Below are 23,243 nucleotides of genomic sequence, written 5' to 3'. Positions count from 1 at the left end.
TAGCCTGACATTTTCGTGGGTGACTGCTCAACTTTTGTGCAGCGAGCTGCTTGACCGGCCATACATTCTGACGTAGATTAATCGACGTCAGAATAACCACAAAAATGTCAGAATGAATGACCTTGCCGAGCAGAGCAGAGAGCCCAGCGACCAGAGCGTAACCATTAAGAACGAGCTAGTTCGACGCCTTCAGCGAATGAAGCTCTCGGAAAAGCGCTTGCTGGCCCTGGCAATCGCAAAGTGCAATCCCAAGCCAAAACTGTTGCTGCACAAGGCAGTCACGCTCGATCCCCAAACCGGCATGGCTCCTGGCTGGAGCGTCCGTGTAACCGCTCAAGAGTTCATGGAGGCATACCCACAGATCGACCCGAAGCATGCCTATACAGACCTCAAGGAAGCTGCCGAAAGTCTGTTTGAATGTCGGGTGGAGTGGGACGCGGAAGTAATGGAACGGGGGAAAAAAACCACGGTGAAAAAGGCCGTGCGGTGGATCTATGAGAAGACCGACACCAGTACGTCAGGGTGGGTCGAGATCAAGTTCTCCCCAAGCATCGCGCCTTATTTGTTAGGCATCGACGAGGAGTTCACGAAATACAAGCTTCGTCACGCGGCGGATCTGCGCTCCATCTACAGTTGGAGGCTGCTGGAAGTGATGGCGCAGTTCCGAAAAACAGGCCTGGTTAAGATCAACTACGACGATTTTTGTGCGGCCATGGCCGCGCCGGAAAGCTGTGTCAAGGATTCCGGCCAATTACGCCGTCGCGTCATCGAGGTAGCCGTGAAGGAACTGCAGGAGAAGAACGGCCTGCAGATCGAATGGGAGCCCGTGAAACCGGCTGGCCGCAAAGTGACCGGCTTTGAATTCCGCTTCAAGCCAGACCCACAAGGGCGGCTATTCTGACAAGACAAGGGCAGCGTCAGACTGACCACCTTTTTGTCAGAATTTAATTTTAAATTTCTGCGCAGATGCACCAAAAGCCATGCATCGACGCAATCAATAAGTGACCTTGAGCCGCGTGGTGGCGATGTTGGCATGGCCGAGCCAGGCCTGCACCTGGGCAAGGTCGGCGTGATGCTCAAGGGCGTTGGTGGCCGCGGTCGTCGGTCGGCAGCGTGATCCGCAGCCACGCGCTCAGTACCTCCCGCACGCAGTGCTGGCGCAGATCGAGACTCACGGCGTTGCCGTCGCCAAAAACCGAGTCGAAGCCGCCGACGTATCGTCCTCCTTCAGGTATGGTATCGAGTGCTTTTCTATGTGTGATAATGTCCTTTATCACATATAAAGGGAGAACCCATGACCACCCGTCGCCCTGCGGCTGCGCAACCGCTTGCCCAGAAACTGCTATTGGACCCAGCGGCGATCAAGCGCGGTATCGCTAGGCTCGGGGAACGCATCGATGAGCTGCGGGCGTTCAATGTCGCCTCGGTGCCCAAAGGGAGCTCACCGGAGCTCACAGCGTTGTCGGCGGCCATACAAGATACGTTGGTGCGGTGCTTTGGTGAAAACACCTCGGCATACAAACGCTTCGAGAGCGCAACCTCGCTCAATTTTCGTCCAGGTGTTTTTAGCAATAACTATCCCCTCCTGGAGCACTACCAGGAGGGCGCACAAAAGAACATTGCTCAAGCCGTTCTGATGTTGCAAGAGGCGCAGCGAGCGCTGAATGAGGATCTGGCGGATGCTACGCAGGAGGTCGCGATGGAGCCGGCGTCTTCGTCGCCTGAGCCGCTGTCACGGCGTGTATTCGTGGTCCACGGACACGATGGCGAGGCGCGCGAGATAGTTGCCAGCTTTCTGAGAAAGCTCGATTTCGAACCGATCATCCTGCACGAACAGGCCAATCAGGGGCGGACCGTCATTGAGAAGGTGGAAGCGCACGGCGACGTCGGGTTCGCCGTAGTGCTGCTCACGCCGGACGATGAGGGCTGTGCCAAGGGCGGCAAGCCCGAGCCACGGGCCCGCCAGAACGTGCTGCTCGAACTGGGGTTCTTCATCGGGCGCCTAGGCCGGGAAAAGGTGTGCGCGCTCAAGCGGGGCACGCTTGAGATCCCGAGCGACTTCGCCGGGGTGGTGTGGGAAAAGATGGATGACGGAAATGGCTGGAAACTCTCGTTGGCCCGCGAACTCAAGGCAGCTGGTCACGCAGTCGATCTGAACAAGGCTTTCTAGCCGTGAACCAGCTTGTCGCGTTCAACGCCATCCCGACGCCAGCGCTGGTGATCGCGGCTGGCGAGCGCGCCGGGGTCCGGTTTCTCGAATTTTTCGCCTCGGCCATCCGCAATCCGCACACGCGGCGCGCCTACGCGCGCGCGGCCGGTGAGTTCCTGGCCTGGTGTGAGGAGGCCGGCGTACCGTCGCTCACCGCGGTCCAGCCACTACACGTCGCCGCCTGGATCGAACGGCAAACGCAAACGCGATCGGCGCCGACCGTCAAGCAGCGCCTGGCGGCGATCCGCCACCTGTTCGACTGGCTGGTGACCGGCCAGGTGCTGCCGGTCAATCCGGCCGCGTCGGTGCGCGGGCCCAGCCACAGTGCACGGCAGGGCAAGACGCCAGTGCTCGATGCGAGCGAAGCGCGGCAGCTACTCGACCGCATCGACGTAAGCACGCCGGCCGGGCTGCGGGACCGGGCGCTGATCGGGCTGATGGTGTTTTCGTTCGCGCGGATTGGTGCGGCGCTGGCAATGCGGGTCGACGACGTCTATGTACAAAATCGCCGCCTGTGGGTGCGGCTGCGCGAGAAAGGCGGCAAGCACCACGCCATGCCGTGCCACCATACACTCGAGGCGTACCTGCACGCGTACCTGGAGGGCACCGGCATCAGCGCTGACGGGAAGGGCCCACTGTTCCGCACCCTCCGGCGCGGCACTGGCCAACTCAGTACGACCTCGCTGCCGCAGGCCAACGCCCATGCGATGGTGCGGCGCCGTGCGGCGGCGGCTGGCATCGCTACCCAGATCGGCAACCACACCTTCCGCGCCACCGGCATCACCGCCTACCTGACAAATGGCGGCACACTGGAGAACGCGGCATCGATGGCCAATCATGCGTCAACCCGCACCACGCAACTGTATGACCGGCGCCGCGACGAGATCAGCCTGGACGAGGTCGAACGAATCCGCCTGTAGCCATCGCCGGCGTGCTGCGCGGCCCGAATGCCGCTCCCGTAGCTACTATTTTTTGGACGGATTGAACGTCTCCGGCACTACGCCAGATTGCGCAGGTGCAGGCACCTGACCGGGAGCCAATGGCGTTGCAAGCGGTGGCGGTGGAAGCGGCACGCCTCCTGCGAGTGGCGGAAGCGGCATTCCTCCTGCGAACGGGGGCGGCGGAGGCAGCATTCCTCCTGCGAGCGGGGGCGGCGGAGGCGGCATTGCAGCCCCAGGTACTACCGCCAACGGGGGGGCATCTTCCGGCTCAAGGTCGTCTGCACCAACCTGTACCAACCTGCTAAGTAGGGTGTCGTAGTAGTGGTCGTGCGGGCGGGTCTTGTAAATGCCATCGATGACTTGGATCGGGTTTAGCAAGAGCACGTAGGCGAACTCTCCTGACGGACCTGAGCGGGACCGAATAAATCCCAAATCCTCCAACCTCTTCATCCTGCCTTTCCACGTCGCCTCAGCTCTGGGGCCGCCGAAGCCAGATTCAAACGCGAATTCTCGGGGGTTGCGGATCTCGATAAAGGCCTCATCGAATACCCAGCACCATAGGGTCAGATAGGTGTCTGACAGGGGGAAGCCCTTCTCCGAAAGAAGGTTCAAGATCCGTGAAATCAACGGCATGGTTCGCGGCAGCGTGGTGAACCCTACGCGCTTGCTGCGGAGCCAAAGCTTGGACTCTGGCACATCTGGCCACATGTGATCACGCAGGTACTTGCGTTTTTCTCCAGCCTTCCTAGGCGCCTTTTTTATGCTGACATCCGCCACCTTGCCCTCCAAAAATCCAACCCACATGCAGCATCTTACGAGATATCTACCTTCATCAGCAATGTTTGTGTTTAAAAATCATCTATTGGCACAACATATGCTGCATCAACAACCTTTAAAATCAATAACTTAGACCAATTGCCGTGCTCCCGTATCCCCATGTGCTCCTTGTTTCCATAGTCCCATATGTCTCCAGTGGAGGAGGCAAAACCAGACATTTTCCCTTCTGAACACATCATATAGATTCCATTACTCAAGAAGTTGAGTAATTTTTGTGTACTATACGAGGAGTTCTTCATGAGCACGACGGAAATTCGCAACGCGAAGAAGGTCCGGCTGAACGCTGACCTCGCTCCGGACGTAGCAGAAGCGTTGCAACATTTGGCGGCTCGCAACGGCATCAGTCTTTCTGAAGCCGTCCGACGAGCCATTAGCACCGAGGCCTACCTGCAGGAGATGCGAGACTCGGGCGGAAAGGTTTTGATTGAAGAGAACGGTGGCCGACTAAAGGAGTTGGTCTTCGTTCGATAAGGAACGTATGGCTGACAACAAAAGTGAAGAAAGCCAAGAAAATGCTGCCGCCATTCCTACGGATAACGGCAGCCTCACCTGGGAGGAGCCCACAGCGGCTCAGTCACCCGGTCCACTGCCCCTTCCTCGCCCCTTAGACCGCCCTGCCCTTCGGGACTACGATCCGCGCCCTCACCACGATACGGCCCGCCGCCGCATCGCGTACTGGCTTCTTGTCCTGTTGAGTGGACTTTTGGTGGCAATATTCGCTTGTTTTAGCGGTTTTTTCTTTCTGAAGCCGCCGCCTACCTTCGATCAGTTCAAAACCCTCATCGAGCTCATTCTGACGCCCCTTTTGACACTGGTCTCCGCCGCAACCGGTTTCTATTTCGGGTCTCATAACAAGAGTTAGCTGCAGGCCGCTTCGCAGCGAAGACCCAACCCTGCATATGGTGTTTTGGTCACTTATTGACCGTGCCATCGTCATAGTGTTAAACGCCACATCACGGGACTTCACTCTTTTTTGATCATGGTGCTAAAATGGCGTCACGATATGCAGCAATGCATATAGCAATAAGTGAGGTTCCCTACGCCGGTGCGAGGAGCCGCCCACCATCGCAAGATGGTCTAGCAATCGCTGGTAAGAGGAACCGGTCCCGATGTACCAGAAGCCCTGCGAAAGCGGGGCTTCTGCGTTTCTAGCGCAGCTTTTTCTTCTTGGCCTTGTTCTGCGGGCCCTTCGCGGGCTTTTGAATCAGACCGGCCAGCTCAGCACAGACGGTCGCAAAGGGCTTTTCGTCCTGGCGCTGCACCTTTTGCGGCTTGTCTTTCAGGTAGGCACTCTGGACGTACATGACTAGGCGCGGGGTCTGGTCCGAGGTCCTGTAGATGTCGAAATACACCTGATAGTGCGGGCCTTCGAGCCCCACGCCGGCAGGTTTCCAAACCATGAAATTGGCTTTCTTCGCCACGTAGCATTTGGTTTTGCCATCTGGCAGGCCCCGAATGAGGTCAGGCAGCGAGAATGAGCGCCGGTAACGGTCAAGATGGAAGCGCCGGCAGTTGTTGCCGGTATCAATCCAATAGGCCGGGTCACCCCCCACCACCTCTGGTACCACCGTCTCATCGTCGTCAGTCACCACGTGGCAGTCGAACACCACTCGGATACCAATGCTGAAGCCCGCCAAATCGCCTTTGGGTGGGCGTTCAAGCCGCATATCGAATTGCGCCAGGTGAGCAAACGAATAACTCACCCCATCGATCGTTCGCTCCTCCCACAGCTCCCAGCGGGCTGGATTCCGCCATTCCATTGTTCAATCTCTTTTTCTTAGGATGGCGGCCATCATAAAGGGTGTCGGTCGAGATTCAGCTTTTTGGCAGCACCAGTAGCAGTTGGTAGCAGTGGGGGCTTAGCGGTCGGCTCCTCTATGAAAGAGTTGTTCATGGGTGGTATAGCAGCCAGCCGTACCTCTCCCGTTTCGCGGTCCGTGTCTTCGGGCGTGTCGAAGACATTCTGGACAATCCCGTTGAGTGTAAGCATCACCATGATTACGCCTCCGCTTCGACCTTATGCCAGCCGTTTTGGCCGTCGAGCGCTTGCCACACGCCTTCGGCATCCATGATGGCTTTGGCCTTCTGCACGGCCTCGATCATCGCGGCCTCAAGAAACCGTCGTTTGCTGATGTCCAGCACATTGACGATGTTGTCGATTTCATCGGCCAACTGGGACGAAACCTTAGCGCAGACGTTCTTGATTTGCCCCACGTTCTCGACTTGGTCGACTACGCCGAGGTGATCCAGCAGATCGGCATTTCCGCTACCCGAAACGAGGTGGAGGGCTTTTTCGGTAACGAGTGCATCCAACGGTGAGCGCATTTCCATTATTCCTTTTTTTGGATGATAAATTGCAATAATTGGATGATATTTAAACCAAAATGGAAGCGCAACAGCTTGCAGGGCGCGAGATGTGTTTGTGGCGTGCAAGCGACAAAATCTGCGCTAGGCGGCTCGGTTTGCCAGGTGACTGACCCTTCCCCGCGCAGCAGCGCCAACGCTTTTACCGACCAAGACGCAAAAATGTAAGAGCCGGTATCCTCGCTTCCATTTGCAATTTTGTTCGTTCATACGTAGCATACGTACGAACGAACAAAAAAGGAGAAAAGCATGCCGTATGTAAATCCCGAAGAAGTCACTTCCCCCAAAACCACCTGGACGTTGAAGAGCGTCATCCACAATACGGGGCAAGGTGGCTGGAGCGCGGCTGAGGGGACCTGGGATGGGGAGCCTTGCCTTGCGATTCGCTGGAATGGCAGCGACAGCGACAGTGGGGTAGGCAGCCCGCAGTCCCGGGGCTACCCGACCTGGTTTGTCGTGCCGCAGGAGTTGCAATTGACCGTGCGTCAGCAGATCGGCCTGCTGCAGCAAGCAACAGTGTCGTGCGAGATCACGCGCCCCGATGGCTATGACTATGGGGCCTGGCAGATCACCATGACGCTGAGCCCTTCCCTGCTGAAGAAGCTAGGGAATAACAGTTTGGCCTTTGAGCTACCCGCACTGCCTAAGCGGATGTGCATGCCAGAAAAGGCGTATGTGCGAGCCATTGCAGGCGAACTGTGTGGCAACGTGGTGGAGGGACAGTGGCGCGGCGACATTTACTCGAACGGTATTCCGGAAGACCAGAACCCGACCAAGATCGAAGCGGTGCGCGATGCATTCGTGCAGAGCGTCAAGCGCGCGCTGCATCAGGCGGAATTACGCGACTAGGCCGATGAAGGTCTATCTGGACGATGCGCGGGAGACGCCGGCCGGCTGGGTGCGGGCCTATTGGCCGGAGGAAGCAATCGCTCTGCTGCAGTCCGGCCAAGTCGATGCGCTCAGCCTGGACCATGACCTGGGCGACGATACGCGCGGGACGGGCTACGACGTGATTCTCTGGATCGAAGAGGCGGTCGCCTTGCGGGGCTTCGTGCCGCCAAGGATCATTGTGCACTCGGCCAACGTTTCGGCCGCCGAGAAGATGCGCGCCGGCATCGCTTCCATTGAGAAACGGGCTGCGCGACGGGATTAGATGGAATCCAGTCGGCACGGTCGTGGTGCTGACCCTGGCGTTTTTCCCTGGTGGCTTTGGTCGTCCACAAGCTCGGCAAATAGTCGGCGCGGGCGCACACCAACATAAAGGGCGCTTCGGGCTTCGTTCGGCCAAAAGCGCCCTCCATCTATCGGCCGAAGCTACGTTCAAATCAACAGAAGGCCTAGCGTTCAGCAAGCATCTAGCAATACGTAGTTACTCATACACCCTCCCGCGCTCGACTAACTGCGCGCCGTCGCAGTCGAGGAATATGACCACGGAGCCAGCCTAATTTTCATGAGTAAGCACTCAATCACTCAATTGAGCAACCATCTCCCGCAGGATTTCGGAGACGGTTCGTCCCGCCTTGGCCGCATGGACCTTGAGCTTCGTGTGCAGATCGCGATCCAGGTCGAAATTCACCCGCACCGTGCTCGTCTTGTCTGCCAGGTCGGCCAACGTAGCTGTTCTCTTTGTATCGCTCGGACGACCGGCGCGCAGGTTTAACTTGCTGCTACTCATACCCACCTCTTACTCATTTGATTAATTGAGTTTCCCCTTAAGCTCTCTCATCAGCGCGCGGATCTCCCGAGCTGCATCGCCGTCAGGTTCAGTATCCAGCACGGTCGTCCCGCTCGCAGCAGTACTCGGATAGCTCACACGCTGAGTGATCCGCGCCTCCAAGATGGGTAAGCCATAGTCCTCCAGGGCATCGCTCACCTCCGCCCCAATCTTGGTGTTTTTGATGGCTCGGGATACGACGAACGCCGCCTGCAGCTTTCCGTCTGTCACCTCAATTCGCTGCTTGACCAGTTCCACCAGGTCTGCCGTTGCCCAAATGTCATATGGCGACGGCTGCACAGGGATGAGGATGAAGGAGGCGGCCTTGATCGCCGACACCGCTAGGTCTGCTGCCTGGGGAGCCCCATCGATCACAACAAAATCTTTGCGAGCGATGCTCTTGAGATCTCGGTCGATAGTGGGACGGTCTATGCCTACCACTGGCACCGGCTGGTCTTCGCGCACAGCGGCCCAATCCCGGGCACTTCCCTGAGGGTCCGAATCCACCAGCAGCACGTCGTCACCGGCCAGCTGCAGGGCGCGTGCGAGATGCGTGGCGATCGTTGTCTTGCCGGCACCCCCCTTCTGATTCAGGACCGCGATTACATGCATTTCCGACTCCCGGAGGAAATAAGGACGAACTCAAATACTCAGTGTAGCACGTTGAGTATTTGCACTATTGAGTTAATGAGTACTTGAGTAATTACGTAATTTGAGTAAAAATGCCGTCGTAGTGCTGATGCTCGCCAACTGGTGGGACTGATAGGGGCCTGATGAATGAGGAAAGCGAACATGGCGGAGCCCAATGGACGTAGGCATTGGTGGCCAGATTTTTCACGCTTCGGCGCACGGTTGTCGGTCGCGGAGAACCCCTCTGTGGGACGCAACTTCCTGAAACTGTCGATACTGGACCGGGCTCGGTTTGCTCAGGAAAGCGGCATTGTGCAGGACGATGACCTGCTGCGGATCATGCGCGCAAATGGTTTCACGTACTTCCCCAGCGAGGTGAGATCCAGAGCAGACCGTGCATGCGATGCGGGAGTAGGGCAGGGGATGCCGATCGCAGCGGTCGAACGGGCCGTGAATGAGGAAAAGAGCCGACTCTACTTCTATGCGCAAACCTTTAAAGTATCACTTAAGTCACTTAACCGCATCATTCCCGCCTTTGTCGAAACCGACTTGCGGGAGTTCGTGCTGGCTGAAATCAAGCACCTGGACCACGAGTACATTTCCGGCAAAGATGCCCGCTCCTTCATCCAGCGTATGCAGACAATCGACGGGGCCGAGCATGGCGTGTTCTATACAACCCATCGCGATCGAGAGACGGTCAGGACAGTGGCAGCGGCGACAGTCTCTGCCAATGTCGTACTCAACTACGCGGATCTGCCTCGGAAGACGTCACGGCGTCTCTTCTCTTCAGCTGGACCGGCAGCGGGTTTTGCGGCTTTCAGCTCATTCCTCGCCATGGAGGATGTACTGCACGTTGCCACGCTGGGCCTCGATGGCTATCCATTGAAAGCACCACGGCTGTCCGCGCTCGCCATTGCCTACCCAACGTACGCGGCTGCCGTTGTCGCGAATGGTGGAGACACCTACGGCGTAGAGCGGGAGAAGTGGCCATGGGGCTTGCCGCTGGGCTTCGATGTTCCGGAAAAGCGCCTTTTGGTTCTGAGGGACGGACGTTTCCTCGAGTACAACCCGCGACGGCTTCCCGACCCGGAAGCGGAGCTCGCCAATGCACAGACATGCTGGACGCTGATGCAATATGCGAACATGAGCCGAGCCCGCTAAGCGAGATTGGAAATGCTTCTGTTCCTAGATTATGACGGTGTGCTGCACCCTGATGATGTTTACCTCATCGGAGGTCGGCCGATGCTCAAAGCCGATGGCGAGCTTTTCATGTGGGCGCCCAGCCTGGTCGAGATCCTAAATCCATATCCAGAGGTGAAGATCGTCCTCTCTACGTCCTGGGTACGCATTCTCGGGTTCGGTCGCGCGCGCGACTATCTGCCGCAAGAGCTCCGCTCACGTGTAATCGGCGGGACCTGGCACTCCGCAATGGGTCGTCACGCAGAAGGATCTCACCAAGTTGACAGCAACTGGTTCGTGGCTTCGACTCGGTATGAACAAATTGCTCACTATGTTAGTCGTGCCAGCGGCCGCGCCAGCGATTGGCTTGCCCTTGATGATGACGCCGATGGGTGGAATGAGCTTGTGCGGAAACGCCTGATCGAGACAGCAGGCGACACGGGCCTCTCCGCCGCTGAGAAGCAGGCGGAACTCCGAGCGAAACTACAACTATTGGAAAAGGACGCGCTGTGACAAATGGATCTGTGGCGACAGAACGCAACAAACGACGCGCCCAACGGCGCTGGCAATTGCGGCTCCGCATGCGGCGCGACTACCTAAAGAACTTTGTGGTCGATGGGCCGGACGACGCAATTGATGGTCTCATCACGGCCGTCCGGGCCAACCGAGGGAAGCTTCCCCCGGGTCTGGTGAGCGATAACGCCTTGGCCAGGGACATTGAGCGCGCGGTGCAACTCCCATCTAAGCTAATTGCGAGCGCGAAATACCTCCGCTCTCCATCTGCCTATTCAGCACGGTCCATAGGCCGCCTCCCATGAAAAGCGTGCGGTAACACGAAGTAGCGGCCTCCTACTTTTTGTAGGCAACTCCGGCAGCTTGATGTAACTTGTCTTGGCGAGATGCAGCGCCTCCTCACGGGCCGCGTGAAGTTCCGAAACGCGCCGACACTTGGTGTATGGGGCGATGGAATCCCCGCCTGGTAACTCCATCGCTCATAGAACACCCATCCGGTCAGCCGCCTGCCTTGGCGTTGGCTCGGAGCCACGTCTTGAACGTTTCCAGCTCCCACTTCGGGCTATTGCCGATACGGATATCGGGTGGCGGGAAACTCATCGAACTCTCGCCAGTCGTGCCAAGCATTGCGTGCAAGGCGTTCACGCCTTCGGTAATAGCAGCGGCATTCTTGCCCGCACGCGGAGTGCCTTTGCCTTCGCCATTCTTCACCCAACGGTCAAAGGTGGAACGGTGAACGCCGAGGCGTGTGCAGATGTCTTCGACACTCAAGAGCGTTGCCCTACCCGTGGCTATACGATCAACTAAGTCATTCATGCCAACTTCTCCATTTTCACCCATCCTTTCGCACCCGTTGCGCGAATAAGATGATGACTAATGGTGAAGATAACACAAGATGACGAAGTGCGGCGAGATAACTTTTTTGAGGGTGTTGGAAGTCGTGACGAAATGCTGAGAGATTCGCGGGCCACGTTTAAACCCAGGTTCTAGACAAGGCTCACCCATTACCTGGCGAGTCAGACATGCAATACCCTTTTGAACCCATCAACCTTCCTGCCACGCTGGAGGCCTGCGGCAAGCTGGTAGGCCAGCTGCGGGGGCTTGTCGCGCAGTTTGGCACCCTCGCAGCTCAGTTCGACAAACACCCGATTGGGGCCGCCTTCTTGTTGTGCGGGGCCGCCATGGGAGTGTGCGCGGTGGCCATCATCTGCTTCCGGCCGCGCAAAGCGCCCCCAGCTCAAACAGAGTAGCGAATGGCGTAACGCTCGCCTGACCAGGCGGTGCCGTTTCCGGCCGCCCGGTCTTCCCGCCTCGCCTGCCTGGACAAGCAAGCAGGAGGTCGAAGCGCAAGTCCTCGGCCCTCCTCCACTCGACGACAAAATTGTCTTAAAAATCACTTTTCAGCGGTATCTACCATTAGGAAAACCGGTCGGCCTAGGGCCGGTTTCACTCCCTAGAGTTTTGGCACCCAATGAGAAGAAAGGCATCCAGCACGGCGACGTCTCTTAGAGGACCACTCCATGGATGAGCAAGGCGCAAGGCATAAACCGCTTCGCTAAATAGAAAAGGTAGTAGCCTCTCCCGCAAGATGACCATTTTAATCACTATTGACTACAATAGACCATTGTGGTACAATGTAGTCATTGGTGCGAAGTAGGTACCAAGGTGGGCCGTTTGTAGAAGCGACAACTCGTTTCGCGGCCCCCCTGCTCCTGGTCGTCTAAGGAGCAGTCAGCAAGGAGATAGGCAATGACCGCAACCCTCACGACTTTTAGCGCGAGGGACGCAAAGACCCGTTTCGGCGAGGTCTTGGATGAAGCACTCAGCCGCCCCATTGGGATAACCCGGCATGAGCGCCTAACGGCTTACATGGTGTCGAAGCGCGATTTCGATGCCCTCGTCAGCCGCGTCCAAGAACTCGAGGACCAGCTTTGGCTTGCCAAAGCGGAGTTGGCTCGCAATGAGGGATACGCGAGCCCTGAAGAAGTCGATGCGTTCCTGAGCGCAGTAAACAGGAACCTTCCACATGAACCTAAAAATAACGAAGCAGGCAATTAAGTTCTGCAACACACTAGACGCCAAGCAGTATCGCCAGGTGCACTCTGCCATCTTGGGGTTGCTGAGCAATCCGCAGCCTCATGACAGCCAGCCGTTGAAAGGAGCCAGCAACGGTGAGCGTCGGTTGGATGTCGGCGAGTACCGCATCATTTATGCAGTAGGCGAGGAGCTTGTTGACGTCATGGTCGTCGGTAAGCGCAACGACGATGACGTGTACAAGCTCTGGGAGCGCATGAAGTAGCGTCCAGCAAAAGCCCACTTCGGTGGGCTTTTTTATTGAGCATGGAGCGGCTTCGGATGCCAGGAACGTTGCTGGCGTTCCGCCAGTCGTGACGGAAAAGTGGTGGGGCCTCGAGGCCGAGCTGCTGACGCATGCCGGACCGCTTCCGAATCGGATGTGAAAACGGCCATGAGTGTCGCCCCTGGGGTGACATGTTTGCCTGGAGGGGGCGACATTGCGACCGCCCCCTAAACCTGACTTTTTCGCGTCCGCGAAACGCACTAGGCATTGCACTTGGCGCGGAGCCTCACTTAGCGCTCGTAGCTATACGCCTCCCAACTCTGCCCGTCTACCTAGGCGATGTCCAGCACCTCGCGGGCCTCGTAGTCATGCACTGCGATAGCAGGCGTGCGCGTCCGCTCGCTGCAAGGCATTCTCGGCGCGAGATGATTTTCAAAAAATATCTCGCAAAACCACATTTTGGTAATATTACAATAACAAATGACAAAATATATTTCCAATATTAGCCAATAATAAAAATTATCGCTAATAAGAGGAAATTTAATATTAAATTTTTACGTTTCTGCACCAATGGAGAAGGTGATGGCTAACCCCTTTACGCCCGCGCCGACTGACGCGGCGGTCGAGATGCTTCGGCTTGCCTTCGGTAGCGTGATGGACCACATCGTGCCAGGGATTGGAAAGACGGCGGACACGGCCAACAGCCTCATGCTCGCGGAGGCCTTCCGCTATTTCAACAGCGGCGTGCTGATGTTCGGTACCCTGATCCTGACGTATGTCACGATCGCCGGTATCGCCAACACCGCGAACGACGGCCAGGCGCTGGGCAAGAGCTGGTCTACCTTCTTCACGCCACTTCGCACGTTTTCTGCCGCAGCGGTGCTGATGCCAACATCCACGGGTTACGCCGGGATCCAGATCATCATGCTGCTGATCGTTTCCTACTCGATCGGCTTCGCCTCCAATATGTGGTCGGCAGTGGTGCAGTATTCGGTCGGCGGCAACATCGCCCAGGAGGCCGTCAAGAGCATCGTCAAAGATCCTAACTTCAATGCGATAGCTGTCAATGCGCTACGGATGACCTTGTGCGCAAATGGTGTCAACGCGGCGATAGCGAGCGTGTCTCCGGACTCCCAGGTCAACCTGCAGTACGTGCGGATAGATGCACCGCCTGATCGTAGCCAGTCCCAGGGGGTGGTCTACAAAACCACTTACGCCTTTATGGACCCAAAGTGGCCCGGTAGCGAGGTCCTGTGCGGGAAGATCGTGATGCAGAACACTTACATGGCTCCGCCCCGCTCCGGCTCCAAGTACGCAAACGACGCGGCACCGTCGATCAAGGAAGCCATTTACCAAGTCCGATCCCGGTACGTGGAGTCGTTCTTTACGGGCAGCTTTGCGCAGCAGGCGAAGGTGGTCGCGATGAAGGCCGCCATGGATGGCGAGACAATCGATGCAACGGCATTGGCCAGGTTCATCGAGGGCCTCAAGGATCAGCAGATGCGCGACATCGTTGCAGCCGTGCAGTCCCAGATCGCCAACGGTGAAAACGGCAATGCGCTGACTAAGCTGACTGAAAAGGGTTGGGTCTATGCGGGCTCCATGTACCGCGAAATCGGCCGTTTGAAGGATGCGGTTCGCAACACGACCACGTCATCGTCCGACTTCGTTGTCGGGTCGAGCAATCCACTTGAGAGCGTTCTGACCGGCGACTCTCTCGTTGCGGCCAATGCCGTCTTGACCAGGTACAACGCCATCGCCTCCGAGGTATCCAAAAGGATCTTCGAGTACGTGCCAGATGTCTCGGCGTCCCAGCCAACCATTCCAAAGTTGCAATCTAACTTCACGATCAGCGACATGACGGACGGGGGCGGCTCAGTCAAGGGCGCCATCAACAAGATGTTCAACTATGGCGCCAATGCGATTCTGTCCGGCGTTGTCTACTACCTCGAAGACCCGGACGCCGATCCCGTGATGAAGGTAAAAAATCTCGGCGATTGGATGGCAACCACTGGCGAAGTATTGTCACTGTGGAAAGTCGCTGCTTCGTCGACGCTGGAGGGTGTCGCGGCGGCTGCACAGTCCAGCGCGGTGCCCGGATCCTTCCTTGCCTCCGGCTTCGCCCACGCTGCTGCCAAGTTCCTGGCGGAGATGTGGGCCTATGTAAGCCCGTCCATTATGGCGGTCATGTATCTGGGCTACTACTTGGGGATCTGGATCCCCATGGTGCCGTTCTTTATCTTCGCAACCGGTGTGGTGGGTTGGTTGGTGTTTGTGGTCGAGATGATGGCCGCAGGCATGCTGTGGGCCGCTGCGCACACGACTCCTGCGCGGGAGGACAGCTTCATCGGCAGTCAAACGCAGGGCTACATGCTCGTGATGTCTGGCTTCTTCCGGCCTGCCCTGATGGTGCTTGGGCTGGTGGCGAGTAACGCGCTCCTGTACCCGGCCACCACCTATATGAATGAGGCGTTCCTGATAGCGTTCCGCTCGCTGCAAGCCGACGCAGTGAGTGGCCTGTTCACGATTGCCGGGTACCTCGGCGTCTACTGTTTTGCGATCTCGGCCATGTACATGCTGCTATTTAGCCTACCGCAGGCACTGCCCGACAACATACTGCGATGGATTGGCGCTGGCATTGGTGACCTGGGAGAAAAGGGCATGACCGGCAAGCTAGAGGGGGCCGCGAGCTCGCAGGCCCGTCAGGCGGCCGTGTGGGGTTCATCCAAGGCAACGTCGGTCCAGCAGGCCCGGCAACGCCGGGCTGACGATGCAGCGGATGCGGCAACTGCCAAAGAGGTGCGCGAAACAGAAGCTGCTCGGCACGCAGAGATGGTTGGCGCGCTGAAGCGTAATAGTCCGGCGGGCGAAACTGGGCAGTCATCGATTACCGCTGACAGCGAACCATAAATTGACCTAAATGCATTCGTGATATGCGCAAGCACATGAAACAAGAACGGCGAAAACTTGGGCGGCGGCAACGAAGTGGTGGCTGGCTTTTGCTGGAGACTTCCCTTGCGCTCCTCCTAGGGACTGGCATGGCTGCCTCTGTCGTCGCCTACACGATGGACAAGAAAGGCGACGACGTCGCGCGCGCCCAAGGTCTTGCCTTCGTGACGATCCAAGGAGCCATCAACCAGTACTTGACGACTTACTACAGCCAGTTGGTTCAGCCCGGGGGAGGTAGCGTTCCTGGCGTCGCAGCGCCCCTGAGTCCTACGCTCGCTGAATTGCGAGCAATCGGCGCGCTCAAAGATCCGGTGATTGCGACGGCCTACAACGGCGGAACCTATCGCGTGGCGATCACGACCTTTCCGGCCGGATGCGCGGCACCCAACTGCAATCTGGATGGGCTGGTGTGGAATGACCGTCCACTGCGAGACTGGTTTAACAATATCGACTATCCACGCCTTGGGGTGGCCGTTCGCGCCATCGGGTCGGACGGCGCGATGTCGAACAGCGCCGCACCGGCGCAGTTGCTCGGGATGCAGGGCAAGTGGAGCACAGCCAACCCGCAGGGCAACCAACCAGGCATTCTGGCAGCCCGCACGGGTTACAACTCGGCATCATTCTCGCAGTTCTATCGGCGTGACGGCTCGTTGGCGATGACCAACGACGTGGCGGCCGGCGGCTACAGCATCAACAATGCGAACGCGGTAAATGCGCAGAAGGTGAATCTGCCGTCCGGTAATAGCCTGCAGATTGGTAACGCGGTCGTCTATGGCGATGCCACGCAGGTTGCTATCCGATCGCCCAACGGCAGGGTCTACATGCAGGACTCCTCGGGCAACATGGGGACGATGATTTCCGGCGACGTGCAGACGAATACATTGACCAGTAGCAGTGTCAATGCCACGAATGTTAGCGCGACGAACCTCAACGCGAACAGCCTCAGTGCCACCAATGCCCAGATCTGGGGTGACCACCAGGTCTATGGCAACACCTACGCCTATAACAACATGTATGCCTATGGCGCCATCCGCCCGGCTATGGCCGGTGCGGCGGTGGAGGGTTGGGGTTGCTGGGAAGGGCAAGGCGCCATCAAGTCGGACAGCGACGGAAAGCTCCTTTCTTGCCAATACGGCGTATGGCGCCCGTCCTCTTCTGGACAGCCAATGATGGGCGGGCCGGTGTCGTCCGGTGGCGCCGATTCGTCCATCGGCGTCTCCCTACCTTCCCGCAGGGCGGTGATTATCACAGCAGTGGGCGGGCAGGCAGGCGGCTCCGTGACGACGCAGATTTACGTCGATGGCAACCCCTGCCCGACGATGGCGGATACATCCGTCGTTTCGGGCGGGAATTGGTCTCTCAGTTCGGTGGGGTACTGCCAAATCACGCTCGACGCCGGCTGGCACGTCTTCAGCACAGCAAACAGCCGCTACTCTGGTTACGGTTACACATCGGCGATCCAGTACATGGCCATGTAGCGCCATCCACACTGGCCATACTCAGTACGAGCGAGCTCAAAAAACTAAAGGGCCAGAAATGGCCCTGTCCCTCATCTCCCGTTCTCAGCCTAAGGCGCCACCGCGGTACCAGTCGCGGTGGCGCATAACTTCTGGGTCGTCGCGCACGTCCCACTTGATGGAGCCGCGCTGCTTGGCCTCGTCTACCTTCCTGTCATAACGACGCGACAAGGCTTCATACACGTACTCCTTAACGTCCTCGACAGGCAATTGCTTCAGCTTGGCCACCTCCACGAGGAGCAGATCGATGATTTCGCGCGACGCGCGTCCCATCGCGATCACATCATTTCTGCTGTTCATGGTGGCATCGAGATTCGCGCGAAGCTTAGCTGTCGCATCCTGATTTGCTCGCAACGCCACGGCAATCGCTCCCATGGCACTCTCGGTTGAACTCGCCTGTGCGATCGGTGCCCTGCGAGTAGAAGCAGGCGCGCGGTGCGCGCGCATGATCGCCAGATCTTCCTGCAGGCCCAGTGCATCCTCGGCATTCATCATGGTGTGGCTCCACTGTATTTTTTGGCACTCTACCGCGAGACGCGGCTTATCAACTTAATTTTACTCAAATCTGCATTTTACTCAAGAACTCAAATGAGTAACAATTAAACAACGCCCTCCCTCCACGCTTTGAGGATGTCATAGCGCTCCCCGTCCGTCAGGATGCCAGGGAAGGGCGTGGCGTTCCGCAACCGATCCCCACCAGGCCAGCGCATCATCGAGCGGGAGTCCGAGCTGTGCTCGGCTCTCGCGCCGCGGCGCATCCCGTGGACCGAACAACGTTATCATCCTTGGCATTGCGCCCATAGGACGAAAAGATGGCGACACAGCCCCCAGCGGAGCGGAGGAGACGATCCGCAATCGCAGATTCGACACCCACACAGACAGCGAGCTGTGACCAAATCCGCTTCGTGGTCAATGACGACGCTTGGCAAGCGTTTGCGGCTGCACTTGACGACGCGCCTCGCATCAATGCGAGGCTGCTCAAACTCTTCAATCTGAAAAGCGTGTTTGAGTAAAGCGGTAGGCGACGGTCCGAGTAAAACACTTAGTCCGGTCGGGGCGGGAAAATGGGAAATCTTGCAAGAAACATCCGCCTGCTCAAGCTTCAGCTTGAGGCTGGCACTAGCGTCCCGTTCTTCCCTTGGGGCGATACCCTTGTCCTTTACATTGACGAAGCGCCCTACGAACTCCGCGTCCCTCTACGACGCTGGCTGGACCTCCAACCGGATCTTATGAATGATCCGGAAGTATTGTGGGGGCCGAGGGGCGTTGCCATTACTGAGGCGCGCTGGATCAAATTCATGGACTGGGTCAATACCGTGGTGACTCGTGAATTGGATGCTGCGGAGCATTGCGGAGGCTGATGCCAACCAACCTACGCGAAGCGCAGCCGCATCATGCCGGACATGATGCCAGGGGGGAAACTCACCATCCAACGCATCCAACAGGGACTACAGCCCCTGGAACTACCGCAAGACACGGCTCACCAAACTAATTTTACTCAAAAGGTATTTTACTCAAAAACTCAAATGAGTATAAAAATCAAACGACTCCAGGCGCGTAACTTCTCTGCAACGCGCCGATGGAGTGCAAGACTCCGCTCCTCAGCCTGAGGAGGAGCAATGCCGGTGGCAGCGTTGACGGCCAACCAGCCTGCGCGCAACGCCATCGCGTCGTGCAGGGCATGGTGCCATGGGTGTCCCGGCTGCCCGTGATAGGTGGCCACAGCCTGCTGAAACGCGGCATTGCTGGCCAGCTCTCGCAGATCGTATCGACCGGCTAGGTTCGGCGGGCGCTCTCCATCCAACACGTCCAGCAGCAACTCCCAATCGGTGAAACTGTCGGCGGCCACAGTTACGCTGTCTGGCAGGCTGGCGAACCAGGCGCAAAGCCGCGCGGGGAGGGCGGCCCGGGCCACGCTGGCGCCCTCGATCTGGCCTAGCACACTCCACACGGCAGCCCGGACGAACTGGTTGCACTTTTCCCGATCAAAGTCTTGCACCTCAGCGTAGAACTGCGTGCCATCCTCGGCCACCAGGCCGAGGCTAATGAGCTCGCACTCGATGAAGTCGGTGAATTCCGTATCGAGGAAAACCAGCATCGCGCTTCTCCAGGTCAAAGGTCCAGACTGTCCGGCGCGGCCGCGCGCTGCAGTGCGGCCGGCGCAAGCGTGCGGCGGTGCTTTTCGCGGTTGGCCTCGGCAAGCGCACTGACCGCCTGTCCGCCGCCCTGCTCGCTCGCCACCATGTAGCGCAGATAGGCCTGGTAACCCGCGAGCGTCTCGGGCTTGACCTGCGCCAGCGGCACGCCCAGCCGTTGTGTCTCTGGGTCCACGAGTCCATCGTCGAGCGCAGTCAGCTGCAGCGCAAAGGTGCCGCGCCACTCCTCCAACTGCCGCAGCGCCATGGCGTCGACCTTGGCTGGAAATTTGTCGTCAAGCGCATTGTATGGGCCAAGTTCGACCCCGAGCGAACTGAGGAAGGCCCGGTCGCTTTCGGGGGCCACAATCCAGCCATAGAAGGTCTGCCGTGTCGGCACCTCCTGCACTGCGGTCATGTCCGTCAGCAAAGTGCCGCCCGGGCGCGACGGCGCCAGATCTACGAGCGAGGCACCCAGCGCCGGCATGTCCGCACGCGCCGTCGGAGGGCGCGCCTGCTGCTTGCCTGCCTCGACCCGGCGGTTACACTCGGCCTTGGCCGCCGCGAGGTCTCCCGACAGGTCAAGGATGGAGCGTTCGAGCTGGCGGCTCTGCCGCTCCAGGTCGCCCGACAGCTTGGCGCGCGCCAGGCGTTCGGCGGCTTCATGCTGCCAGTCCAGCCGCCTGCGGCTCGCCTCGCCTGCGCGCCGCTCATAGCCGGTAGCCGCTGGCCCTAGGTGCCGCGTGGGCTCGCGCTCGATACCCTGCGCGGCCAAGCGGCGATGATCGACGCGCACCGCATGCCCGGCTTCGCGCAGCCGCTCGTTCTGCAATTCTGCGAACCGCTCGCGCCACCGCGTCACCTCCCCCGTCTTGAGGTCGTCCAGTTCGCGGGTCTTTTCGGTGAAACCCACCGGCGTGAGCCGCCGGGTGCTGCAAAGGATGTGCGCGTGGTGGTTGCGGTTATCTCCTTCCTTGCCAGGAGCGTGAATTGCGACGTCCGCCGCGCAGCCGTGCCGCGCTACCAGCTCACGCGCAAAGTCGTGCGCCAGCCGCCGCCGCTCTGCAGCGGAAAGCTCCATAGGTAAGGCCACTTCGAACTCGCGCGCCACTGTTGAGTTCTTACGCATCTCAGCCTGCTCAGCAGCGTTCCAAACAGTCGCCCGGTCGGCGGCCCAGTTCGGCGCATCAGCAGGCAACACCAGCACGGCAGATTCGACACCACCCTTGCGGCGATAGTCATGAATTTCGCCTGTGCGCTCGTCGATGATCTCCACCCCGGCACGATAGGCAGCCGCTGCGGTCGCCGAGCGACCAGCAGCACGGCTGACTGTCTTGACGGAGAGGTGGTAGATCGCCACGAGGGTTGTCTTTGTTTTTTAGCGCCGCAGGCCGCACGCAAACGAAGTTTGCATAAGTGCGCCCTTGCTGTTCTCTCGGGATCAACCCAATACCACCGTTGGAACACTCACGTCAACATTGAAAGCACGATAAACTACAAATCACAATGATCAATCCACCAAACCATGGCAGCCATTGAAAACAAAATTGCTACGCTGGAAGCAAAGCTAAAACAGGCAAAAGCTGAGAAGCAACTGATTGACGCGCGCAAACGCGCAGCTGAGCAGAAACGCCTGCGTGCGGAAGACACCAGGCGCAAGATCTTGGTGGGGTCCCTCATTCTGGCGAAAGTCGAGCGAGGCGAGTTCCCAAGGGACAAGCTTCTTGCCACGCTAAATGAGGGCCTGACGCGAGCAGATGACCGAGCGCTTTTTGACCTTGATGACGCCCGAACTACGCTGGACTCACCAGAGCTTCGCGCCGTACAGCAGCACCTCAGCCAGGAAGCCATTGAGGCAGGCATTGGCCCAGTCACGGTAACGGTCCAACAGGTCACGCATGGCTGACACCCTGCAGGGGCTCTGCCCCTGCACCCCGCTCTCGCCCGCGAGGCGTCGGGGAGCAGGGGGGGAAACCTCCCCTGCTCCCTCTCCGTGAGGCTATGGCACCTCCAAGGCCGTCAAGAGTTCGGCTACGCCCCAGTCCTCGCCCGGTCCCGTCCTGCGGTCGGGCTGCGGCCTCCGGGCTGGCCCTTGACCGCCTTTCCGGGGCGAGCAAATCAGGCCGCGAGGCGCAGGCAACCTTGATGAATTGATTTTCAAATCAATGAAAACCAATGTAATTCATTACATAGTTATTCACGCTTAGCGGGCAGGTTCGCAGCGGCCCTGGAAACTCGCTCGGCGTCCAGGGCCGCTCGCAGCTCAGCCCTGAGTTCGCGCTCGCGCTCCTCAGCCACGACGAGGCGAGCCCGCAAATCATCGGTGGTAGCCGCTGCCGCCGCCTTCTCCGCCGTCGTAACGGCGATGGCCTTCTGCTCGGCCGCCTTGGCGGCATCCAGGCTTGCACGCAATTCGGCTACCTGTCCTTCGAGCCCGGGCAGCACCTCCAGGCGCTTCTCTGCGGCCATCAGCCGCGCGCGGTAGTCGTCAGCGGTAGCCGACGACGCGGCCTTCTCCGCGCCGGCCACGGCGGCAACCTTCTCGGCGTTGGCCCGGGTGATGCGCTCGGCATCGAGGGCGGCACGCAGCTCGGTCGACTCCTTCTCTAGTGCTGGCAGCGCTTCCAGTCGCAACTCGGCGCGGGCAAGTCCCTGGCGCGCTGCCTCCGCCGCTTCCCGTTCCCGGGCTGCATCCGCGCGAGCCTCCATGACCTGGCTGGACGCCTCTCTTCGGATCTCGTCCAACTCAGCGCGCAGGCCAGCCAACAAGCCGTCGCGCTGCTGGATCTCGGCCTGAGCCTTAACCAGCTCGTCGTCCAGCTCGTCGGCACGGACCTCGGCCTTGCGCCCGGCCTCTGCCACCGCCTCTGCGTCCGATTCAAGGTCGGCCAGGCGGATTCCTGCCTCGTGAGTCGCTTTAGCGACATCGGCAGCAATCTGCTCCTTCAGGATTTCCGCAATCCGCGCATCCAGCACCACGTCCGCAGCCTTGATGCCTGGCCGGCCAGCCTTCCAGGCCTGCAAGTGAGGCAGCACGGCATTGGGCGATCCGCCGCCCAAGATCGCGATTACGGCGCGTACTGTGGCGCGCTGCCCACCGACGACTAGAGAGTCAGCAGCAGCCGACACCGCCTCGTAAGACACCAGCGTTTTCTTCTCAGCCATCTCGAACCCCTCCGCGCGTTTAGATAACAAATTATAGTGTATAACGTTATAAATAACAATAATGTTATTGTTATTTGATATTTTGTTATCTTTGTTTTGTTATGTCGAGGGTATCGCGCGCGCCGTCGCGCCCGAATCGAGCCGCACGGGGACCCGCGCCGGAGGCGTGGGGAGAGCGGCGGCCCGAAGGGACGATTCGGTCTGGCTTTTGATTGACCATCGAGGCTGGCCACCCCTCCACTTGCAAGCTGCGCCGAAGGCGCTCCTTCCCACGGTGTTTGAGGACAGAAAACGTTACTCTGAGAGCCCCTGGTGGTACGGCAGTGGATTGGCGGGGTCACGTAAATGGAAAATCGATATCGGTCGCGTTCCGAGGGGTGTTGGTTTGGGGTCGTCTCAGGCCCGTAGGGCCGTGATGCCCCGCCGTAGGTGGGGCTCGATAGTGGGGAGGGGGAGCCGCCCGAAGGGTGGGGGAACCCCGTAGGGGTGCCCCGGCCGCAGGCCGCTTGTCGGGACGTTGTCCACAGGTGATTGATGTGACGCTTTTTAAGATATTTTTAAACCTTTTTAAAACCTTTTTAAACCTTTTTAGGAACCCGCAAAGCTATATGCAGAAAGGGTTTCCAGGCATCTATTCTGACAAATTCGTGGTTTCATCTGACAAATTCGTGGTTAGCCTGACATTTGGGTGGTCTCGCCTGACAAATTCGTGGTTAGCCTGACATTTTCGTGGGTGACTGCTCAACTTTTGTGCAGCGAGCTGCTTGACCGGCCATACATTCTGACGTAGA

The 23,243-nt window shown here is 58.7% G+C and carries 27 protein-coding genes; 17 read left to right on the top strand and 10 right to left on the bottom strand.

Features of this window, described 5'->3' with window-relative positions; genetic code table 11:
* The first annotated feature begins 112 nt into the window (after positions 1–112).
* From ACGLHR_RS41215 to ACGLHR_RS41205, 3 genes are all read left to right on the top strand, one after another.
* On the top strand, positions 113–901 hold the full coding sequence (locus tag ACGLHR_RS41215; protein ID WP_400101513.1) for a replication initiation protein: 789 nt from the start codon (positions 113–115) through the stop codon (positions 899–901).
* A 393-nt stretch (positions 902–1,294) separates the two neighbouring features.
* Positions 1,295–2,170 carry a TIR domain-containing protein gene (locus ACGLHR_RS41210; protein WP_400101511.1) on the top strand — a complete coding sequence of 292 codons (876 nt, stop codon included), beginning with the start codon at positions 1,295–1,297 and terminating at the stop codon, positions 2,168–2,170.
* A 2-nt stretch (positions 2,171–2,172) separates the two neighbouring features.
* The gene (locus ACGLHR_RS41205; protein WP_400101509.1) at positions 2,173–3,129 is read left to right on the top strand and encodes a tyrosine-type recombinase/integrase; all 957 of its coding nucleotides are present in this window, start codon (positions 2,173–2,175) and stop codon (positions 3,127–3,129) included.
* Positions 3,130–3,174: 45 nt separating this feature from the next.
* On the opposite strand, the gene ACGLHR_RS41200 is transcribed toward ACGLHR_RS41205, so the two are convergent.
* Entirely contained in the window at positions 3,175–3,954 is a 780-nt protein-coding gene (locus ACGLHR_RS41200; protein WP_400101507.1) for a hypothetical protein, read from the bottom strand.
* A 270-nt stretch (positions 3,955–4,224) separates the two neighbouring features.
* Between ACGLHR_RS41200 and ACGLHR_RS41195 the strand changes: the two genes are divergently transcribed.
* Both ACGLHR_RS41195 and ACGLHR_RS41190 read left to right on the top strand, forming a co-directional pair.
* Entirely contained in the window at positions 4,225–4,458 is a 234-nt protein-coding gene (locus ACGLHR_RS41195; protein WP_400101505.1) for a ribbon-helix-helix domain-containing protein, read from the top strand.
* 7 nt (positions 4,459–4,465) lie between these two features.
* A complete protein-coding gene (locus tag ACGLHR_RS41190) occupies positions 4,466–4,849 on the top strand; it encodes a hypothetical protein (protein WP_400101503.1) in 384 nt (127 codons plus the stop codon).
* 286 nt (positions 4,850–5,135) lie between these two features.
* Here ACGLHR_RS41190 and ACGLHR_RS41185 read toward each other — a convergent pair whose 3' ends face one another.
* Positions 5,136–5,747, bottom strand: coding sequence for a hypothetical protein (locus ACGLHR_RS41185; RefSeq protein WP_400101501.1), 612 nt, complete (start codon positions 5,745–5,747; stop codon positions 5,136–5,138).
* Between the two features lie 238 nt (positions 5,748–5,985).
* Complete coding sequence (locus ACGLHR_RS41180) at positions 5,986–6,420, bottom strand: hypothetical protein (RefSeq protein WP_400101499.1); 435 nt, start codon at positions 6,418–6,420, stop codon at positions 5,986–5,988.
* A 180-nt stretch (positions 6,421–6,600) separates the two neighbouring features.
* Between ACGLHR_RS41180 and ACGLHR_RS41175 the strand changes: the two genes are divergently transcribed.
* Positions 6,601–7,200, top strand: a complete 600-nt coding sequence (locus tag ACGLHR_RS41175) for a hypothetical protein (RefSeq protein ID WP_400101498.1) — start codon at positions 6,601–6,603, stop codon at positions 7,198–7,200.
* Positions 7,201–7,204: 4 nt separating this feature from the next.
* Positions 7,205–7,504 carry a cyclic-phosphate processing receiver domain-containing protein gene (locus ACGLHR_RS41170; protein WP_400101496.1) on the top strand — a complete coding sequence of 100 codons (300 nt, stop codon included), beginning with the start codon at positions 7,205–7,207 and terminating at the stop codon, positions 7,502–7,504.
* 309 nt (positions 7,505–7,813) lie between these two features.
* Here the strand turns inward: ACGLHR_RS41170 and ACGLHR_RS41165 are convergent, their stop codons facing one another.
* The gene (locus ACGLHR_RS41165; protein ID WP_400101494.1) at positions 7,814–8,026 is read right to left on the bottom strand and encodes a ribbon-helix-helix protein, CopG family; all 213 of its coding nucleotides are present in this window, start codon (positions 8,024–8,026) and stop codon (positions 7,814–7,816) included.
* 21 nt (positions 8,027–8,047) lie between these two features.
* A complete protein-coding gene (parA, locus tag ACGLHR_RS41160; protein ID WP_400101492.1) occupies positions 8,048–8,677 on the bottom strand; it encodes a ParA family partition ATPase in 630 nt (209 codons plus the stop codon).
* A 180-nt stretch (positions 8,678–8,857) separates the two neighbouring features.
* Here parA and ACGLHR_RS41155 point away from each other — a divergent pair, with 180 nt between their 5' ends.
* Positions 8,858–9,856 carry a hypothetical protein gene (locus ACGLHR_RS41155; RefSeq protein ID WP_400101490.1) on the top strand — a complete coding sequence of 333 codons (999 nt, stop codon included), beginning with the start codon at positions 8,858–8,860 and terminating at the stop codon, positions 9,854–9,856.
* Between the two features lie 12 nt (positions 9,857–9,868).
* On the top strand, positions 9,869–10,387 hold the full coding sequence (locus ACGLHR_RS41150; protein WP_400101488.1) for an HAD domain-containing protein: 519 nt from the start codon (positions 9,869–9,871) through the stop codon (positions 10,385–10,387).
* A 498-nt stretch (positions 10,388–10,885) separates the two neighbouring features.
* On the opposite strand, the gene ACGLHR_RS41145 is transcribed toward ACGLHR_RS41150, so the two are convergent.
* Positions 10,886–11,203, bottom strand: coding sequence for a helix-turn-helix transcriptional regulator (locus ACGLHR_RS41145; protein WP_400101486.1), 318 nt, complete (start codon positions 11,201–11,203; stop codon positions 10,886–10,888).
* A 206-nt stretch (positions 11,204–11,409) separates the two neighbouring features.
* Here ACGLHR_RS41145 and ACGLHR_RS41140 point away from each other — a divergent pair, with 206 nt between their 5' ends.
* The 5 genes from ACGLHR_RS41140 to ACGLHR_RS41120 all read left to right on the top strand — a co-directional run bounded on the left by ACGLHR_RS41140 (position 11,410) and on the right by ACGLHR_RS41120 (position 17,113).
* Positions 11,410–11,637 (top strand): hypothetical protein, encoded by a 228-nt coding sequence (locus ACGLHR_RS41140; protein WP_400101484.1) that lies wholly within the window; start codon positions 11,410–11,412, stop codon positions 11,635–11,637.
* A gap of 499 nt (positions 11,638–12,136) precedes the next feature.
* The gene (locus ACGLHR_RS41135) at positions 12,137–12,445 is read left to right on the top strand and encodes a type II toxin-antitoxin system Phd/YefM family antitoxin (RefSeq protein ID WP_400101482.1); all 309 of its coding nucleotides are present in this window, start codon (positions 12,137–12,139) and stop codon (positions 12,443–12,445) included.
* The gene (locus tag ACGLHR_RS41130; RefSeq protein WP_400101480.1) at positions 12,414–12,686 is read left to right on the top strand and encodes a type II toxin-antitoxin system RelE/ParE family toxin; all 273 of its coding nucleotides are present in this window, start codon (positions 12,414–12,416) and stop codon (positions 12,684–12,686) included. The genes ACGLHR_RS41135 and ACGLHR_RS41130 overlap by 32 nt, the downstream gene beginning before the upstream one ends.
* Before the next feature lie 582 nt (positions 12,687–13,268).
* Entirely contained in the window at positions 13,269–15,596 is a 2,328-nt protein-coding gene (locus ACGLHR_RS41125) for a DotA/TraY family protein (RefSeq protein WP_400101478.1), read from the top strand.
* A 128-nt stretch (positions 15,597–15,724) separates the two neighbouring features.
* Positions 15,725–17,113 (top strand): hypothetical protein, encoded by a 1,389-nt coding sequence (locus ACGLHR_RS41120; protein WP_400101476.1) that lies wholly within the window; start codon positions 15,725–15,727, stop codon positions 17,111–17,113.
* 84 nt (positions 17,114–17,197) lie between these two features.
* On the opposite strand, the gene ACGLHR_RS41115 is transcribed toward ACGLHR_RS41120, so the two are convergent.
* Positions 17,198–17,647: a hypothetical protein gene (locus ACGLHR_RS41115; protein ID WP_400101474.1), complete on the bottom strand. Its 450-nt coding sequence runs from the start codon at positions 17,645–17,647 to the stop codon at positions 17,198–17,200.
* Positions 17,648–17,964: 317 nt separating this feature from the next.
* On the opposite strand from ACGLHR_RS41115, the gene ACGLHR_RS41110 reads away from it, so the two are divergent.
* On the top strand, positions 17,965–18,165 hold the full coding sequence (locus ACGLHR_RS41110) for a DUF1778 domain-containing protein (protein ID WP_400101472.1): 201 nt from the start codon (positions 17,965–17,967) through the stop codon (positions 18,163–18,165).
* A gap of 51 nt (positions 18,166–18,216) precedes the next feature.
* A complete protein-coding gene (locus ACGLHR_RS41105) occupies positions 18,217–18,513 on the top strand; it encodes a hypothetical protein (protein ID WP_400101470.1) in 297 nt (98 codons plus the stop codon).
* Between the two features lie 161 nt (positions 18,514–18,674).
* Here ACGLHR_RS41105 and ACGLHR_RS41100 read toward each other — a convergent pair whose 3' ends face one another.
* Complete coding sequence (locus ACGLHR_RS41100; protein ID WP_400101468.1) at positions 18,675–19,250, bottom strand: hypothetical protein; 576 nt, start codon at positions 19,248–19,250, stop codon at positions 18,675–18,677.
* A gap of 14 nt (positions 19,251–19,264) precedes the next feature.
* Positions 19,265–20,647: a MobQ family relaxase gene (gene mobQ / locus ACGLHR_RS41095; protein ID WP_400101466.1), complete on the bottom strand. Its 1,383-nt coding sequence runs from the start codon at positions 20,645–20,647 to the stop codon at positions 19,265–19,267.
* 165 nt (positions 20,648–20,812) lie between these two features.
* On the opposite strand from mobQ, the gene ACGLHR_RS41090 reads away from it, so the two are divergent.
* Entirely contained in the window at positions 20,813–21,193 is a 381-nt protein-coding gene (locus tag ACGLHR_RS41090; protein WP_400101464.1) for a mobilization protein, read from the top strand.
* Positions 21,194–21,480: 287 nt separating this feature from the next.
* Here ACGLHR_RS41090 and ACGLHR_RS41085 read toward each other — a convergent pair whose 3' ends face one another.
* Positions 21,481–22,452, bottom strand: coding sequence for a DNA-binding protein (locus ACGLHR_RS41085; RefSeq protein ID WP_400101462.1), 972 nt, complete (start codon positions 22,450–22,452; stop codon positions 21,481–21,483).
* Positions 22,453–23,243 lie beyond the last annotated feature (791 nt).

Source organism: Cupriavidus sp. CuC1, assembly GCF_044627735.1.
Classification (GTDB): domain Bacteria; phylum Pseudomonadota; class Gammaproteobacteria; order Burkholderiales; family Burkholderiaceae; genus Cupriavidus; species Cupriavidus ulmosensis.
This window is presented reverse-complemented; position numbering and strand designations above follow the sequence as displayed.